This window comes from Marinobacter sp., from assembly GCF_034669625.1.
In the GTDB taxonomy this organism is placed as follows: domain Bacteria; phylum Pseudomonadota; class Gammaproteobacteria; order Pseudomonadales; family Oleiphilaceae; genus Marinobacter.
Genome location: NZ_JAXMOY010000024.1, coordinates 1 through 16,667, shown reverse-complemented (window position 1 = coordinate 16,667; position 16,667 = coordinate 1). Strand labels below are relative to the sequence as shown.

Below are 16,667 nucleotides of genomic sequence, written 5' to 3'. Positions count from 1 at the left end.
AGTTGCAGATGCCCAGTGACCAACCATAATGACAATAGGGGTCAACATAAGGCTCCGCTCGGCATCAGGGAATAAGCATGACAGCGAAGGTTCGCGAACCCAAGAATCAGGAAGAACTCCTACTCTACCGATTGAGCCTGCGGTTAGGGCCGGTTCACGCCCGCCAGCGCCTGGGCATCGAGCAAGAATCTGAAGCTTTACTGATGGGCCGGGACAAACGCACCTTTCATCTGGAAAACCTCACCAACGCGCCGCGGTTAATCCGCTTTTGTTTAAAAGCCCTCGGGTTGTTTGGCCGCGCGCAGGCCAATAGCCGCATACTCCGAACCGCCACCAACACGTTCACGGTGCCCAACCTGCCCCCGGCCTTCGAGGGTTTTCGGGTCCTGCACCTGACCGACCTGCACGTGGATATGGACGAACAGAATCTCCAGGCAGTCATTCGACAAATTCAACCGCTGGACTACGATCTGTGCGTGCTGACGGGTGATTACCGGCAACTCACCTGGGGTCCTTCTGAAGCCTCTCTGGATGGCATGGCGCGGCTTCGGGACGCCATCCGAGGTGAGGCCTTCGCCGTACTGGGAAACCACGACAGCGTGCGCATGGTGCCGGCGCTGGAGGACATGGGTTACCGACTACTGTTGAACGAAATGACGCCACTGGAACGCTCGGGTGACACCCTCTACCTGGCTGGAATTGACGACGCGCACTATTACAAAGCGCACAATTTGCAACGAGCCGGCGACGACATTCCCGCCGGCGGCGTTAGTCTGCTGCTGAGCCACACCCCTGAAGTCTGGCGGGAAGCAGCTCACGCGGGTTACGATTTGTTCCTGTGCGGGCACACCCACGGCGGTCAACTTTGCTTACCCGGGGGCATTCCCGTCACGCTGGATTCCAACTGTCCCCGGCACCTCGGCCGAGGTTTCTGGCGCGTCAATGGCATGCAGGGTTACACCTCGCCCGGTGCAGGCACCTCGGTATTGAATGTGCGCCTTAACTGCCCGCCGGAAGTCACCTTGCATACGCTGACACGAGGGCCGGCCTAGGCCTTTAGTGGGGCTGTTTGCGTATACCCAATCGATATAACAGGGGCGAAAACAGCATGTTGGATAAAGCGAAAAGAACCGCTATCGCGGCGGCTTCCCACAAGGGCAAGGGAAACCAGAGCCAAGCCATGAGCATCGGCAACGCGGCTTCGGGCAGCTGATCGAGCCAAACGGCCCGATCACTGGATTCCAGGCCCGCCCGGCGTTTGATGAAGCTGCTGAGCAGGTCACCCAACAAAGACAACGCACCGAACAAAGTACCAAACAGCCAACCCAGCTCGAACCAGACCGCAAGCAACATACACGACAAAGTGCCAGACGCTATGCCTCGCCAGGTCTTACTGGGCCCCAGCAACGGCCGGCCATCGCCCCACGTCAGGCCGGCATCCACCGGCCAATTGCCTCGATGCTGAAACAGCCGGGCCACCACCACCGGAACACCGTTGGCCAATACCAACAACACGAAGAGCTCTAGCGATAACAACAAGAACTCACCTCCGGCCGGGCCTGCTTATGCGAGACCTCCTCGGGTCAATTTCAGCGGGTCCATCAACTCTTCGAGCCGCGCACGACTCAACCCACTCCGCTCTTCCGCCACATCGATAACCGGACGCCCCGTGCTATAGGCCTCTTTGGCAATCTCGGACGCCAACGCATAGCCAATTTCCGGGTTCAGTGCAGTCACCAGCACCGGATTACGGCTGACACCATCACTCAAATGGTCAGCATTCACGGTGAAGCCTTGGATTGCTTTATCCGCCAGGATGCCCGCGGCACCGGTCATCAGCCGAATCATGTCCAGCAAGTTGCCCGCCACCAGCGGCAACATAACGTTGAGTTGGAAATTTCCGGATTGGCCGGCAATGGCCACTGCAGCATCCAATCCCATCACCTGAGCCGAAGCCATAGCAACGGATTCAGGGATAACCGGATTGACCTTACCCGGCATGATGCTGCTGCCCGGTTGCAGTGCCGGCAGGCTGATTTCAGCGAGACCATGAATCGGACCACTGTTCATCCAGCGCAGATCGTTGGCGATTTTAGTAAGCACCATGGCAATGCCCCGAAGCTGGGCCGACAACGCCACGGGAGCATCCACCGCACTCTGCCCCACAAACTTATGTTCCAGGGACTTAAACGAGAAGCCAGTGTTCGTTTTCAGGAATTTGACGAACTGTTTGGCAAACTCCGAAGCGGCATTCACCCCGGTCCCCACTGCCGTTCCGCCTTGCGGCAAATACGCCAATTCCTCAAGCACCGTTTCCAAACGTCTTTCGGCAGCCACGAGCTGTTCACGCCACGTTCTCAGCTCTTGCCCGAGCGTGACCGGCATGGCGTCCATCAGATGGGTTCTGCCGGTTTTCACTTGCTTGCTGAATTCTGCCTCTCGCTCATAGATCACTCCTTGAAGATGCGACAGGGCTGGTAGCAGCTGCCCTCTGACCGCCAGTAGAGCGCTCACGTGAATGGCGGTCGGTATCACATCGTTCGAGCTCTGGCTCATATTCACGTGATCGTTGGGATGAATCTCGTGGCCTTGTTTGGCCGTAATCGAGGCGATGACCTCATTCAGATTCATATTGGAACTGGTGCCAGAACCTGTCTGATAGCGGTCAATCGGGAACTGGTCTGCGTACTCGCCCAGAATCAGCTTCTCGCAGGCAGCCGCAATGGCATCACGGCGCGTCGCGTCCAACAGCCCCAACGACGCGTTGGCCTGAGCCGCCGCGCGTTTAACCTGGGCCATGGCTTTGATAAAACTGGCAGGCATGGACTGACCGCTCACCGGAAAATTGTCGATCGCCCGCTGGGTCTGGGCGCCCCAGAGCGCATTCTCCGGAACCATCACCTCACCCAGACTGTCCGTTTCTACTCGGTAATCGCTCATCACAACCTCCTTTCACCTTGCCATGCCTGATCGGCCGACGAGACTGACTCTAGCCTCCGCGTGCCGGTGACTTTAACCTAACATGGTCGCAAATGCCGGTGACTTGCTCAAAGTTCAGGATCAGGGTGTGCACCGTCAAGGTGTAGGTATCGTGCAGATGGAATTTGAAACGCCGCTGTTTTTCCCCCTGGAGAAACGCATCGTATTCACGCACCAGCTCCCGCACATCCCCCCCCTCATTCTGACTCCAGGTGGCGTTGTATGGGCCCAGTACGGCGCCGCCTGCAAGGCAGACGGTCACTTCGTGATTGGTGAGACTGCCGTTTTCCACTGACATAAAACGTTCCTCCCAAGGATGCGTTCTATCAGTGTAGTCGCTATAAAGCACCGGACCGGAGTCACAGCGGCATCAGACGGACGACGTAGTGATGAGGCTGGTCAACAGAGCCCTCAGCCGATTGGGTTTAACGGGTTTATTCAACACCGGCAGGTACTGCGCTCGCAATAAAGTACGAATCTCATCGGTTCGATCCGCCGTGATGATTGCCCCCGGCACATCTTCCTCAAGATATTTTCGCACTCGATGGATTGCATCAAACCCTGTCAGGTCATCATCCAGGTGGTAGTCTGCAAGTATGGCTTGCGGGCGCTTACCGGTTCGTTCCAGTTCGGCCAAAGCCTGATCGCGGCTGAGCACGGCCATCACCTCGCATCCCCAGCGCTCAAACAACATCTGCATGCTTTCGAGTACCGCCGGTTCATTATCAATGACCAGCACCAATGCACCGCCAAACCCTTCGCGCAGCGCCGGGGGAACGGCGGGTGGCACGACTTTCTCAAATCTGGGCGCGGTGGCTCTCGGCAAAGTCAGGGTAAACCGCGAACCCTGTCCAAGCTTCGACGCCACATCAATCTGGCAGCCCAACACGCCCACCATTCGCTCCACTATCGCCAGCCCTAGCCCAACCCCCTGGCGCCCACCGACACCTTTCGGTAACACCTGATGAAACTCGGCAAATATATCTCTAAGCTTTTCGGCCGCAATGCCCACTCCGGTGTCCCACACTTCCAGCCGAACGTCTTTGTCTCGCACACGCACCGCCAGCAACACCCCGCCTTGCTGGGTGTAGCGAAACGCGTTGCTTAGCAGATTCCGGACAATGCGGGCGAGCATACGCTGATCGGTACGAACCAGAGCGGGCGTGCTTCGGATCCGAAATTCAAGGTCGGCATTGGCGGCAACCGCTGAAAACTCCTCCCCCAGATCCCGCACAAGCTCATTGAGGTCGGTGTGAACCAGATCGGGCTTCATCGCTTGCTGATCCAGTTTGGAAATGTCCAGAAGATCGGCCAGAAGCTCCTCTGCCCCTTCGAGCGCTCGATGAGCTTGCCGAGCCATTCGACTTTCGCTTTCAGGCAAGGGGCTCTCCTGAAGCGCCGACACCATCAGCCTCGCAGCGTTCAAAGGTTGCAAGAGGTCGTGACTGGCTGCAGCCAGGTACTTGTCTTTACTTCGATTTGCCTCTTCGGCCGCCTCAATTGCGACCACCAATTCCTGTTCGATTTTTTCGCGCTCTTCAATCTGATAGCGCAAATCAACATTGGCGTTTTGCAGAGCTTCGGTGCGTTCTTCAACCCGCTGTTCCAGCTCTGCGTTCATCTGTTCAAGATGCTGGCGGGCATGGACGCGCTCCGAAATATCCGCCACGAACGTTTCGACCACCTCGGGCCCCAGGTCCGGGCGCCGAAGCATGGTAATCGCAACATGAACCGGGGTTTGGTCAGAGCGTCGAAACCGGGTTTCCCGTGCACTCAGGCTTCCATGGTCCAGCAATTCTTGGCGAAGCGCGTCGAACTCCGAGGCACTAAAAAAAAGCTGTTCCCTCAGTCGGATGATGCTTTTTCTCAGCTGTTCGGCACTGTCATAACCACAAATACGTGCCATGGCGGGGTTACATGCCACAAACCCGCCCCTGAGATTCGCCTGAAAAATGCCATGGAGTGCATTCTCGAACAGCCACTTGTAGCGGTTACGTTCCTGTTCGAGTTCATCGATACGCTGCTGAAGCGCGGGGTAGTAGTTTTTTCGAACGGATTGGCTGCCTAAACCCAACAAGTCGCCTATGCCGTAGTCGTTCTGGTCGTTTTCAGAGGGCTTCTTCATACACCACCTGAACGTCCCTCAGAGATGATTTCCGAGGGTTAGTCAGTATGCAGGGGTCTTTCAAGGCAAAACCCGAGAGGTAGGGAATGTCGGACACACTAACGCCCAGCTCTTTCAGCCGCGCTTCCAACCCCAGCGTTTTCTTGAGCGAAATGATCCTCGACATCAAATGCTTTTTGACCTGCGCGTTAGCCATGCCACGGGTATCGATATCCATTGCCTCCGCCACCCGCCGGAAGCGATCCTCGGCCGAGGCAAAGTTATAGCTGACCACATGTTCAAGCAGAAGCGCATTACAAAGGCCGTGCGGAAGGTCGAGAAAGCCGCCCAGGCTGTGCGACATCGCATGCACGGCCCCGAGAATCGCGTTAGAAAATGCAAGACCCGCCTGCATCGACGCCAGCATGATTTGCTCCCGGAGCACCGGGTCTGAGGGATTTGCCACCAAAGGCTCGAGGTTTCGGTTAATCAACCGGATGGCTTCCAGCGCATTGGTATCGGTGAGCGGACCACTACCCGTCGACACAAAGGCTTCAATCGCATGAACCAGGGCATCTACCCCGGTGCAGGCGGTGAGATACGACCCCATGGTTTCGGTCACTTCGGGATCGATGAGCGACACGTCCGGAACCACAGCTTTGCTGATGATGGAGAATTTGAAACGACGATCCGGGTCCGAGATGATGGCAAACTGAGAGACGTCCGCGGAGGTGCCAGCCGTGGTGGGTATCAATATGAGCGGAGGCGGCGGATTATCAATGGTATCCACACCTTCAAACTCCAAAATACTGCGCCCATGGGTCGCGACAATACCAATGCCCTTAGCACAATCCATTGGGCTACCGCCGCCAATTGCGACAATAACATCACATTGGTTGGCCTGGTATTGCTCAGCACCGGCCATCACCTCATCCACTTTCGGATTGGGAGAAACGTCAGTAAAAGTCGTGGTCTCGAGCCCTGCCTCTGACAGCAGAGTTTCAATCTCACTCACCCAACCCGCTGCTTTGACCCCTGGATCAGACACCAGAAAGACATGCCGTGCTCCAAAGTTAGCGGCAAAGTTCGCGACCGACCGTCTGGAGCCCGCCCCGAATACAATTTCTGGCGAAACAAACTTACGCAATGTCGAGATGTCGTAACTCATGGCGGCTTGGTCAACCCGATTGTTGTTATATGTGTTGCAGACATAGTACCCGATGTTTGGGAGTGCTACATCGACATTTTGGCTAAGCCGCCTCAGCCTTGCGCCAAGCCTGAGTAGAACTGCCAGAGCGAGCCGAGCACCTTGATCTGACTCTCCAATGAGCGAAATCCGTGTTCTTCTTTCTCAAACCAGACGAGTTCGGCACGCTGGCCTGCGCATTGAAGCGCGTCGACCATGCCCAGTGTCTGCTCAGGCACGACCACTCGATCCCTCCCGCCCTGAAAAAAGATCGCAGGGCAGGCTATGCGACTGGCCAGCCGCGCCGGCGTCCGGTCATGCCAGTAACGACCCTCCGGGCCGGGCTCCCCGAGTAGCCAGTCCAGATAACCGGACTCGAACCGGTGAGTGACCGCTTTCAACCTTAACGGGTCGGTGACCCCAAACAAACTTGCCAACCCACTTACCCGCTGCTCCGGTGCCATCGCCGCCATAAGTGCGGTATAGCCTCCCGAGCTTCTACCCTGAATAAACACCCGGCTGGGATCAACCAAACCAGCGTCGCTGAGCGCATTTTTCATCCGGAACAGATCGGCGACATCGGCTTTACCCCACTCGCCCGCCAGCGCCTGCCGGAACTCGCGACCGAACCCGGTGCTACCGGTGTAATTCACTTCCGCAACCGCAAAACCCCGCTGGCACCAAAACTGCGCTTGCGGGTTATAGGTCGCGTAGGCGGCCGAGGTTGGCCCGCCGTGAGCGATCAGGATGACCGGTGGTTTCTCCACAGGCTGCGCCGGTAGGTACAGAAAGCCCTGTAGCGGGCGCGTATGCGGCCCCTCGGGAGGAAGTGCAATGCTTTCTGGCCAAACACAGTCCCTGCCTGCCATGGGCGCGGCCGTCTCGAACAGCGGATTAGCGGGCAGCCCGGTCGTCACATTCAACTGCAGGATCGTATCACTCGCATCCGGCCTGCGAGCCACACAGAAAAGCTCGTCATCTTTCGCCACAAGGTAGCGAAAATCGGTGTACGCGCTCGCAACTTGTTTAATTTCGCCCTTTCGCTCAAGCCATAACTCACCAAGCCCCTGGCGATAACGGACTCGTGCCCAGCCCCCTCCCGGCAGCGGGCAAGCATGATGCTCCCCGAGCTGCCAAGGCGCATTGGCATGATCGGTATTGGAGGCCAGTACCGGCAACCATTGTAGTTGCCCATCCTGCCGGATTACCTGAAACGGTTGCCACCAACCGCCATGGTCCGAGACAACCCATAGCCGTTGCCCGGAAAATTGCGGTTGCTGAACGCTGCCACCCCCGGGCGGAGGCGCTTTCATCCCATTCACCGGCAGACCGGAGCTCCCCAACTCGGCAAGACAGACCCAGGATTGGTCCCATGGCATATGAGGTAAAAACCAACCTGTCCACGCAATTTGCTGCCCATCCTGACTGACGGCAGGAGCCCCGTAGAAATCGAACTGGTCATCCAGAACTGACAGACGGCCCAGACAATCAACCGCCATCAGCGCTTGCTGGCCGTGCTTCTCACGCACGGCCAGCAAGCGCTGTCGAGCCGGGTCTGGCGTAAGCCCGCCCCAGACCGCGTCCGGATCCTGCACCAACAGCTGTCGTCGGCCAGTCTCCAGATTCATGCTCCAGAGGTTTTGATCCTCCGACACCCAGCAGACACGCCCCGGCATGACGGCATAAGCGCCGCCGCCGTACCCGTTGAGCCGGCTGCGTATGCTGGCGCCCGTGTCCAGCCGCTCACAATTTCGGCCATCGAATCGCCAAAGACTGACAAAACCATCGTCGGGCTCTGTCGCTAACCAGTAAACCGATGCACCGCTAACGCGTAATTCCGCATACTGCCGAGCCTCGGCACAGGCTTCACGCGCTGAAATCAGGTTACTTTCGGAAAAAGACACGGGAGTTCTTGGTGTTGCGATAAACGAGGTCGTCCAGCCCAGCCGTGGCATGTTCGGCCGCCGTCCGGGCAGCCAGAATTCGGTCATGATGAGGCGACTTTCCGCACACCGGGTCCGCATTATCGGCATCCCCGGTCAGCAGGTAGGCCTGACAGCGGCAGCCGCCAAAATCTTTGTCTTTTTCGTCACAAGAGCGGCATGGCTCTGGCATCCAGCTGTCGCCCCGATAATGGTTAAAGCCGGGGCTTTGGTACCAGATTTCTTCGAGCGACATCGACTGTACGTTCGGAAATTCGATGGGAAGTAACCGAGCACTGTGGCACGGTAAGGCCGTCCCGTCGGGCGCTACAGTCAGGAACAGACTGCCCCAACCGTTCATGCAGGCCTTGGGGCGCTCCTCGTAATAATCCGGAGTCACAAAGATCACTTTCATGGGATGGTCTCGCTCCCGGAGATCATCCCGGAAGTGATTGACCGTTGCCTCGGCGGCCTCTAACTGACCTCGCGAGGGCATCAAGCCTTCACGATTGGCGAACGCCCAGCCATAGTATTGGCAGGTCGCCAGCTCGACATAATCCGCCCCGAGACTTTCACAGAGCGTGAGAATATCCGACATCTGATGGATGTTATGACGATGGATGACGAAATTGAGCACCATCGGATAACCCGCTTCTTTCACCGCTCGGGCCATGGCCAACTTTTGTTCAAATGCCTTTTTGGAGCCCGCCACTGCATTGTTCAGTTCCGGGTCTGAGGCCTGAAAACTTACCTGAATATGATCAAGCCCGGCCTCAGCAAAGGCCTGAACCTTGGCTTTTGTGAGCCCTAAACCCGAGGTGATCAAGTTGGTGTAATAACCCATTTCACGGGCACCCGCGATCAGCTCAGGCAAGTCTTGGCGCACCAACGGCTCACCGCCGGAAAAGCCCAGCTGGGCTGCGCCCATGGCGCGCCCCTGTCGAAGCACATCCAGCCACTGTTCGGTCGAGAGTTCTTGCTCACTGTCGGCGTAATCCAGCGGGTTCGAGCAATACGGACACTGGAGTGGGCAGCGATAAGTAAGTTCCGCCAGTAACCATAATGGCGGTCCGGCAGTAGCATCAGAGCAGCTCATAACCATTCAATCCAATGTTGGTTCGCGGCATCGGCCAGAAACTGCTCGACATCACCCGACAGAGAACCGGCCTCTGGAAACTTGCTTTCAAGCGACGCAATAATTTCCTGTTTAGACTGCACGCCATCCACCTCCGCCAGAATGGCGCCGGCACTGGCATTCAACTTAACCATGCCTTCGGGATACAGCAGCACGTGACTTTGTTGAGCTGGTTCCCACTGAAAGCGAAAGCCTCTTCTCAAGTTCGGGATATCGGCCACAAAAACCTCCTTACACGCCACGATGCCAGACCTGCTTATCAGTCACGGTGTGATAGGGCGGCGTCTTGTGGACATAGGCCATAGACATGGCATCCAGCATGGTCCAGAGAATATCGAGCTTGAACTGCAATATCTCGAACGCCCGCTGCTGCTGAGCCTCCGTCACGAAGTGATCCAGGGTAATACCCAAGCCATGCTCCACATCTCGTCGCGCCTCAGACAAACGCTTACGAAAATAGCGATAGCCGCCTTCTTCAATCCACGGATAGTGAGCCGGCCAACTGTCCAACCGGGACTGGTGAATTTCCGGCGCAAACAATTCGGTTAATGACGAACAGGCCGCTTCCTGCCAGGTCGCGCGGCGGGCAAAGTTAAGGTACGCATCCACGGCAAACCGCACACCCGGCAACACGTGCCGCTGGTCAATCACTTCTTCCCGCGTCAGCCCTGCGGCTTCAGCTAGCTGTAACCAGGCCTCAATGCCGCCGGCCGAACCCTCGTCGCCGTCATGGTCCAGAATCCGCTGCAACCATAGCCGTCGTACCGCTGCATCCGGGCAGTTGGCCATAATGGCTGCATCTTTTTGGGGAATGTTGATCTGATAGTAATAACGGTTCGCCACCCAGCCTCGAATTTGCTCCGGAGTGCAGGCACCGCTGTACATGGCCCGATGGAAAGGGTGATGAATATGGTAAAAAGCGCCTTTCGCCCGCAACGCTTTTTCAAAACTTTCTCGATTCAGGACGGTGCTGACTTTAGCGTTCATTACAGGCCTCACAACTGAATCTGCATACCGTCCCACGACACTTCGATTCCGTGCGCCGCCAATTCGGCACGCTCCGGTGAATCTTCGTTCAGGATCGGATTGGTATTGTTGATGTGGATAAGAATCTTGCGGCTGGCGGGCAGGCTGTCGAGCAATTCGATCATGCCGCCTTCACCCGCCTGGGCCAGATGCCCCATTTGCTGACCGGTTCGGGTACCCACTTCCTGACGAATCATTTCATCGTCGTGCCAGACTGTGCCGTCTACCAATAAAACATCGGCTTGCTGCATCCAGGCCCGGATGCGTTCGTCCGGCTGACCAAGGCCCGGTGCGTAGAGCAGAGATTTATTCGCAACACGATCCCGAATGAAAAGGCCAATGTTGTCGCCCGGGTGCGGGTTATCACGGCGGGGCGAGTATGGCGGCGCATTACTGAGCAACGGAATTGCCGTCAGCTCCAGTGAGGGTGCGCAAGGAATAGTGAAGGGATCTTGTTCCGAAGCATGGACTTCACACCAGTTGAGCCCGCCGTTCCAATGCTGAAGCATCTCGAACAACGGGAAACCGCTGCTCAGATCATCACGAACCTGCGGCGTGCACCATACATCGAGGGGCAGCCCCTCACGAAGAGATAACAGGCCGGTGGTGTGGTCGACCTGGCTGTCCATCAACACGATGGCAGAAATGCCGGTATCGCGTAGAGCTCGAGCCGGCTGCATGGCCGGGAAATCGGCCAATTGCGCTCGAATATCAGGTGAGGCGTTAAACAGTATCCAGTGTTCACCATCGTCACTGATGGCTATGGATGATTGGGTGCGGGCACTGGCATTGAGGCTGCCGTCACGGAACCCGGAACAGTTAGAGCAATTACAGTTCCACTGGGGAAACCCGCCGCCCGCTCCAGAACCCAGAATACGAATGTGCATACGAAACCTCCTGAGCCGGGATCAAACAGCCAGCCAAAGGCTGGCCATCTGTTACTCAGCGGTTAGCAAAGTACATGGTGACTTCGAAACCGATGCGCAGGTCTTCATAAGCTGGTTTGGTCCACATGATGATCACCTCTTGTCATGATTATTAGTGCGTTGCATGTATGTATCCACACCCTTGGAAAGCCGAAGGGTACGATTTCATGCTAATGACAGAGGACCACTATCCATATGGTACTTTGGAACTGTTTTAGACCGCCTTAAAGTAGCAGCGCTTTGGCCCGCTGGTTCAATTGAGACTCCCCCTCAGGCACCTAACATGAGACAGATACAATAATAATGTCAGGAGAAGTCTTATGGCCGGGCGCTTGCTGCTCATCATCTTGATGGCATTCCCTTTATCAGGGCATACCGCGGAGGTACCTCGGGAAACCAAAGAGGTTATACAGGCGCTGTTTCCTTCAGCAACCGTCATTGAAGACAAGCTGCCGGACTTTCCCGTTTACCCGGTGTACCAATTACAGGAGCTGTTGGGCTACGCCTACGTCTCCACAGACTTCACCAAACTTCAGGGCTTTGCCGGAAAGCCGATCACCATGATGATCGGACTGGACACCAAAGGCCGCTTCACCGGGGTGAAAGTTCTGCACCATCACGAGCCGGTCTTCCTACACGGCCTGGGCGAAGCGCCACTGACCGAGTTTGTGAACCAATACGAAGGCAGCGCTCTGACCGAACAGATCATCGTGCAGGCTTCCAGTCGCTCGGCGCGCAGCAACACCGGCGATCAGGTGTACTTCGACGGGGTCAGCAAAGCGACTGTTTCCGTGCTGATTATCAACGACACCATTCTTTCCTCGGCGCTTCAGGTCGCTCGAAACAAGCTCGAAGGCTTTACCCAAGCAGCCCCCACACAAGCCCGGCAAGATTTCTATGAGCCACTGAATTGGCAGCAGATGCTGGAACGGGGTTACATCAACAAAGTCGCCATTTCTTCGCACGAGGTCGAAGCAACTCTCGAGCGCCCATTGTCGGACTACCCCATGGATCTCGAACCGGAGCCCGGCGAACCTTTTACCGAACTCTATTATGCCTACATGAACTCACCAATGGTGGGTCGCAACCTGCTGGGCGATCAGGCCTACGCGTCATTCCTTGAGCGCCTGAATGACCAAGGCAAGGTAATGTTGCTTATGTCTCGAGGGGTTTTCCAGCATGTGAGCCCGGACTTTGTCCCCGGCAGCACTCCCAGCCGGACGGGGTTGAATCAGGGCCAGCTGGCCATCGAGCTACGGGATCTGAACTGGCTGGAAACCGGGCAAACTCTTGCCGCACCCGGAGCCCCCGTCATGGACGCGATGAATCTGTTTCGAGTGGGCGGAAACGCCGGCTTCAACCCCGGCGCCGAGGCCAGCTTTCACTTGGACGTTGCTCTACCACGCAATCATCTGATCACTGATAACGCCCGTTTCACCATGCCCGTTGCGTTTGCCGATGAGCTGTTTGAAACGGTGGAGGTGCAAGCGGATCCGCGCCAAAATCGCGTGCCGGTTTGGGTTGGTCTTTGGAAAGAACGCTGGTGGCAGATCGCTTTGTTAGTGGCCGCTTTGTCGGTACTCACAGTATTTTTTGCCCGCCAGAAAACCCTGACCCGCCACCCGAAACTGGTGCACCGGTTCCGCTGGGGATTCCTGTTCTTCACGGTATTCTTTATTGGCTTTTACGCTCAAGGCCAGCTGTCTGTGGTTAACATTTATACTCTGTTCCTGGCGCTGTGGGACGGTTTTTCCCTAAACGTGTTCCTGCTGGACCCGGTCATTTTCATTCTCTGGATCTACACCTTCGCCACTCTGTTTATCTGGGGGCGCGGTTTGTTTTGCGGCTGGCTATGCCCTTTCGGAGCGCTGCAAGAAATGGCGTCCTGGCTCGGACAAAAACTCGGTTTGCGCCAGGTTAAAATTCCGGAACAATGGCATCGCCGGCTCATCCTGCTGAAATACCCGATTCTGCTGACGCTGGTCGGTACCGCTTTCTATTCATTAACACTCGCAGAACAGTTGGCCGAGGTCGAGCCGTTCAAAACCAGCATTACCCTGCACTTTGTACGGCATTGGCCCTTCGTAGCGTATGCCGTCGCTCTGCTGGTCATCGGCATGTTTGTCCATAAATTCTACTGCCGATACCTGTGCCCGCTAGGCGCCGGGCTTGCTGTATTGGGGCGTTTCCGTCTGTTCAGCTGGCTGGATCGGGTCAAACGATGCGGACAACCGTGCCAGCACTGCAAGAACGAGTGTGGCATCAATGCCATCCGCAAAGACGGTCGGGTGGATTACGATGAGTGTATTCAGTGTCTGGAGTGCGTGGTGATATTACGTGACCAGAACCAGTGCGTGGATGCCATTGTTCGCAATAAACAACAGCAAAAACAGGCAAGGATTCTGGCCACGGATGCTACAACACGCCAGACCTCAGCAGCGCATTGAAACGGCTGCCGGGGTTATTCGACTACTGGGATCACGATGCGCCCACGAATGGTTCCGTCCATAAACTGGCCAGCAGCCTCGATGGCCTCATCAAGCGGCACTTCGGTGATCATGCTGTCCAGCAGTTCCGGGGAAAGGTCTTGCGCCAGCCGCTCCCAGGCCTCCAGGCGGTCTTTTTTAGGTGCCATGACACTGTCTACACCGCACAAGGTAACGCTCCGGAGAATAAAAGGCGCGACCGTAGCGGGGAAGTCCATGCCAGCAGCCAGCCCGCAAGCCGCGACAACGCCCCGATACTTCATGCCAGCACACACGTTGGCCAGAACATGACCGCCAGCGACATCAATCGCGCCGGCCCAGGTTTCCCGAGTCAGCGGCTTACCCGGCCCGCTCAATTCCGCCCGGTCCAGAATCTGTTTGGCGCCCAGGGACCTCAGATAGCTTTCCTCTTCCGGCTTGCCGGTTACGGCCGTCACCGAATAGCCCAGTTTGGCCAGAATCGCAACGGCAACGCTGCCGACACCACCGGTTGCGCCGGTCACCAGAATGTCGCCAGAATCCGGAGTGACGCCGTGTTTTTCCAGCGCCAACACGCACAACATCGCGGTATAACCTGCGGTGCCGATGGCCATGGCCTGGCGCGCTGTAAACGATGCCGGCAGTGGAATCAGCCAATCACCTGACAAGCGCGCTTTCTGAGCAAGGCCACCCCAATGTTTCTCACCTACGCCCCAGCCGTTGAGCACCACTTCATCACCGGCTTTAAACTCCGGGTTGGATGATTCGGTGACCACACCGGCCAAATCAATGCCCGGAACCATCGGGTAGGATTTCGCAATCGGAGCAGTGCCAGTAATCGCCAGTGCATCCTTGTAGTTCAGTGTGCTGTAGGCAACATCGACGGTGACGTCACCTTCCGGCAACCAAGCCTCGTCAATGGATTTCAGGGACACTTGCTGGTCGCCCCGGCTGCCTTCCATCAAAATACCTTTGAACATATTGCCTCCAACGATTCTGTTTTGTGATTTGAATCAGACTGCTTGATCAGCAACCACGCACCAACGCCATAAAGCCGTTGGCAAATTGCTCCAGCGGTTGCGAGGACTGCTCGAGCTTGGCGCGCAACACCGCACCCTCCCAACCAATCCAGAAAAACTGTGCCATCTGCTCCGGCACCAAGTGCTCGGGAACCTCCCCCGCCTGCCGGGCTTCTTCAAGTACCCGGGCTATCCGGGCTTCCCAATCCCGGAATACGTCACTTAGCAGGCCACGAAAACTTTCCGGCAGCGCCGCCATCTCCTGCCCCATATTGCCGATCAGGCAACCGCGCCTGTAATCGAACTTTTCCATGCCAACCTTGGCTCCCTCCACAAAAGCCTGAATTCTGGCCAGCGGTGTCAGGGAGCTGTCCGCTAACGAACGCTCCAGTTTGTTGGCGAAAAACAGACCGTAGGCCTCAATCAGCGCTTTACCAAAGGCTTCTTTGTTGTCGAAGTAATGGTAGAAAGAGCCTTTAGGCACCTTGGCCTGGCGCAGAATTTCATCAAGCCCGGTGTAGGAATAGCCCTTCTCTGTTAACGCCGCCAGTCCCACCCCGATCAAAGCCTGCCGGGTGTCCTGATAACCCGCACTCTGGCTTTTAGGGGGGCGCCCGCGTTTACGCTTAACTGGAACAGTGTCCACATACCCTCCGACATTTTAGACCGACTGTCTAATTAATTAAAAAAATAATACGACCGATCGTCTATTAAATCAACAAAAAAAGGCCCTGGGATGGGGCCTAAAGAGAGTGGTAAATCTATTCCCGCGCTCCGAAGAGCAACCCGACAGGCGCCGGGTTTAGCAAAAGCACAATCCCTGTGCGGTCACACAAAAACGGGACCGGTATGAACCGGCCCCCACTGCCGCTTACAGATCAGAAAAATCCGAGAGGGTTAGCGTCGTAGCTGGTCAACATGCACTTGGTCTGCTGATAGTGTTCCAGCGCCATCTTATGGGTCTCACGGCCGATACCGGATTTCTTGTAACCACCGAAGGCGGCATGAGCCGGATACGCGTGATAACAGTTCATCCATACCCGACCGGCCTGAATATTACGCCCCATTCGGTAAGCCAGGTTGGTATCGCGAGTCCAGACGCCGGCACCCAGACCGAACTCGGTATCGTTGGCGATTGCCAGCGCTTCTTCCTCGGTTTTGAAGGTGGTGACACCCACCACCGGCCCGAAGATCTCCTCTTGGAACACGCGCATCTTGTTGTCGCCGTGGAACAGAGTCGGTTGAATGTAGAAGCCGTTGTTGAACTCGCCTTCCAGAGTCTCCCGGTCACCACCGGTGAGCACCACCGCACCCTCCTGACGACCAATTTCCATGTACGACATGATCTTGTCGAATTGTTCCTTGGAGGCCTGAGCGCCCACCTGGACATCAGTATCCAGCGGGTTGCCGCGCTTGATAGATTTGGTGCGCTCAACCACTTTTTGCATAAACTCTTCGAACATGTCTTCCTGAACCAAGGCGCGGGAAGGGCAGGTACAAATCTCACCTTGGTTAAAGAACGCCAGCACCAGGCCTTCGACACATTTGTCGACGAACTCCGGCTCCGCTTTCATTACGTCGGAGAAGTAAATGTTCGGGGACTTGCCGCCCAATTCAACGGTCGAAGGAATGATGTTTTCCGCCGCGCACTTAAGAATATGGGAGCCCACCGGGGTCGACCCGGTAAACGCGATCTTGGCAATACGCTTACTGGTGGCCAGCGCCTGGCCGGCTTCGATGCCGTAGCCATTTACAATGTTGATCACGCCTGGTGGCAGCAAATCACCAATAATTTCCATCAGTACCAGAATGCTGGCTGGCGTTTGCTCAGCTGGCTTCAGCACCGTGCAGTTACCTGCAGCCAGGCACGGACCCAGTTTCCAGGCGGCCATCAGCAGCGGGAAG

At 56.6% G+C, this 16,667-nt stretch carries 16 protein-coding genes; 2 read left to right on the top strand and 14 right to left on the bottom strand.

The features are described from left to right. Window positions 1-77: 77 nt before the first annotated feature. A complete protein-coding gene (locus tag VOI14_RS14860; protein ID WP_323752827.1) occupies window positions 78-1,052 on the top strand; it encodes a metallophosphoesterase in 975 nt (324 codons plus the stop codon). Window positions 1,053-1,056: 4 nt separating this feature from the next. On the opposite strand, the gene VOI14_RS14855 is transcribed toward VOI14_RS14860, so the two are convergent. From VOI14_RS14855 to pqqA, 11 genes are all read right to left on the bottom strand, one after another. Beyond that, on the bottom strand, window positions 1,057-1,539 hold the full coding sequence (locus tag VOI14_RS14855) for a CDP-archaeol synthase (RefSeq protein ID WP_323752826.1): 483 nt from the start codon (window positions 1,537-1,539) through the stop codon (window positions 1,057-1,059). 24 nt (window positions 1,540-1,563) lie between these two features. Beyond that, window positions 1,564-2,940, bottom strand: coding sequence for a class II fumarate hydratase (locus tag VOI14_RS14850; RefSeq protein ID WP_323752825.1), 1,377 nt, complete (start codon window positions 2,938-2,940; stop codon window positions 1,564-1,566). Between the two features lie 49 nt (window positions 2,941-2,989). Further along, on the bottom strand, window positions 2,990-3,277 hold the full coding sequence (locus VOI14_RS14845; protein ID WP_323752824.1) for a hypothetical protein: 288 nt from the start codon (window positions 3,275-3,277) through the stop codon (window positions 2,990-2,992). A gap of 72 nt (window positions 3,278-3,349) precedes the next feature. Further along, a complete protein-coding gene (locus VOI14_RS14840) occupies window positions 3,350-5,104 on the bottom strand; it encodes a NahK/ErcS family hybrid sensor histidine kinase/response regulator (RefSeq protein ID WP_323752823.1) in 1,755 nt (584 codons plus the stop codon). Next, window positions 5,088-6,251, bottom strand: coding sequence for an alcohol dehydrogenase-like regulatory protein ErcA (ercA, locus tag VOI14_RS14835; RefSeq protein ID WP_323752822.1), 1,164 nt, complete (start codon window positions 6,249-6,251; stop codon window positions 5,088-5,090). Before ercA ends, VOI14_RS14840 begins: the two co-directional genes overlap by 17 nt. 92 nt (window positions 6,252-6,343) lie before the next feature. Continuing rightward, a complete protein-coding gene (locus VOI14_RS14830) occupies window positions 6,344-8,173 on the bottom strand; it encodes an alpha/beta hydrolase family protein (RefSeq protein ID WP_323752821.1) in 1,830 nt (609 codons plus the stop codon). After that, the gene (gene pqqE, locus VOI14_RS14825; RefSeq protein ID WP_323752820.1) at window positions 8,154-9,287 is read right to left on the bottom strand and encodes a pyrroloquinoline quinone biosynthesis protein PqqE; all 1,134 of its coding nucleotides are present in this window, start codon (window positions 9,285-9,287) and stop codon (window positions 8,154-8,156) included. The genes VOI14_RS14830 and pqqE overlap by 20 nt, the downstream gene beginning before the upstream one ends. Further along, window positions 9,284-9,568, bottom strand: a complete 285-nt coding sequence (gene pqqD, locus VOI14_RS14820) for a pyrroloquinoline quinone biosynthesis peptide chaperone PqqD (protein WP_416361438.1) — start codon at window positions 9,566-9,568, stop codon at window positions 9,284-9,286. Before pqqD ends, pqqE begins: the two co-directional genes overlap by 4 nt. Next, window positions 9,558-10,313: a pyrroloquinoline-quinone synthase PqqC gene (gene pqqC / locus VOI14_RS14815; protein WP_323752818.1), complete on the bottom strand. Its 756-nt coding sequence runs from the start codon at window positions 10,311-10,313 to the stop codon at window positions 9,558-9,560. Before pqqC ends, pqqD begins: the two co-directional genes overlap by 11 nt. A gap of 8 nt (window positions 10,314-10,321) precedes the next feature. Further along, window positions 10,322-11,239 carry a pyrroloquinoline quinone biosynthesis protein PqqB gene (pqqB, locus tag VOI14_RS14810; protein WP_323752817.1) on the bottom strand — a complete coding sequence of 306 codons (918 nt, stop codon included), beginning with the start codon at window positions 11,237-11,239 and terminating at the stop codon, window positions 10,322-10,324. 55 nt (window positions 11,240-11,294) lie between these two features. Next, entirely contained in the window at window positions 11,295-11,366 is a 72-nt protein-coding gene (pqqA, locus tag VOI14_RS14805) for a pyrroloquinoline quinone precursor peptide PqqA (protein ID WP_007153157.1), read from the bottom strand. 232 nt (window positions 11,367-11,598) lie between these two features. Between pqqA and VOI14_RS14800 the strand changes: the two genes are divergently transcribed. Further along, a complete protein-coding gene (locus VOI14_RS14800; RefSeq protein WP_323752816.1) occupies window positions 11,599-13,725 on the top strand; it encodes a 4Fe-4S binding protein in 2,127 nt (708 codons plus the stop codon). Between the two features lie 14 nt (window positions 13,726-13,739). Here VOI14_RS14800 and VOI14_RS14795 read toward each other — a convergent pair whose 3' ends face one another. From VOI14_RS14795 to VOI14_RS14785, 3 genes are all read right to left on the bottom strand, one after another. Then, window positions 13,740-14,723, bottom strand: coding sequence for an MDR family oxidoreductase (locus VOI14_RS14795; RefSeq protein WP_323752815.1), 984 nt, complete (start codon window positions 14,721-14,723; stop codon window positions 13,740-13,742). A 46-nt stretch (window positions 14,724-14,769) separates the two neighbouring features. Next, window positions 14,770-15,408 (bottom strand): TetR/AcrR family transcriptional regulator, encoded by a 639-nt coding sequence (locus VOI14_RS14790; protein WP_323752814.1) that lies wholly within the window; start codon window positions 15,406-15,408, stop codon window positions 14,770-14,772. Between the two features lie 232 nt (window positions 15,409-15,640). Next, a partial coding sequence (locus VOI14_RS14785) for an aldehyde dehydrogenase family protein (RefSeq protein WP_323752813.1) occupies window positions 15,641-16,667 on the bottom strand: 1,027 nt, incomplete at its 5' end.

Excerpts from the sequence above, each read along its gene's own strand:
- ercA (WP_323752822.1), bottom strand. The coding sequence starts at position 6,251 with ATGAGTTACGACATCTCGACATTGCGTAAGTTTGTTTCGCCAGAAATT.
- VOI14_RS14845 (WP_323752824.1), bottom strand. The coding sequence starts at position 3,277 with ATGTCAGTGGAAAACGGCAGTCTCACCAATCACGAAGTGACCGTCTGC.
- VOI14_RS14860 (WP_323752827.1), top strand. The coding sequence starts at position 78 with ATGACAGCGAAGGTTCGCGAACCCAAGAATCAGGAAGAACTCCTACTC.
- pqqE (WP_323752820.1), bottom strand. The coding sequence starts at position 9,287 with ATGAGCTGCTCTGATGCTACTGCCGGACCGCCATTATGGTTACTGGCG.
- pqqC (WP_323752818.1), bottom strand. The coding sequence starts at position 10,313 with ATGAACGCTAAAGTCAGCACCGTCCTGAATCGAGAAAGTTTTGAAAAA.
- VOI14_RS14850 (WP_323752825.1), bottom strand. The coding sequence starts at position 2,940 with ATGAGCGATTACCGAGTAGAAACGGACAGTCTGGGTGAGGTGATGGTT.
- VOI14_RS14840 (WP_323752823.1), bottom strand. The coding sequence starts at position 5,104 with ATGAAGAAGCCCTCTGAAAACGACCAGAACGACTACGGCATAGGCGAC.
- VOI14_RS14800 (WP_323752816.1), top strand. The coding sequence starts at position 11,599 with ATGGCCGGGCGCTTGCTGCTCATCATCTTGATGGCATTCCCTTTATCA.
- pqqB (WP_323752817.1), bottom strand. The coding sequence starts at position 11,239 with ATGCACATTCGTATTCTGGGTTCTGGAGCGGGCGGCGGGTTTCCCCAG.
- VOI14_RS14795 (WP_323752815.1), bottom strand. The coding sequence starts at position 14,723 with ATGTTCAAAGGTATTTTGATGGAAGGCAGCCGGGGCGACCAGCAAGTG.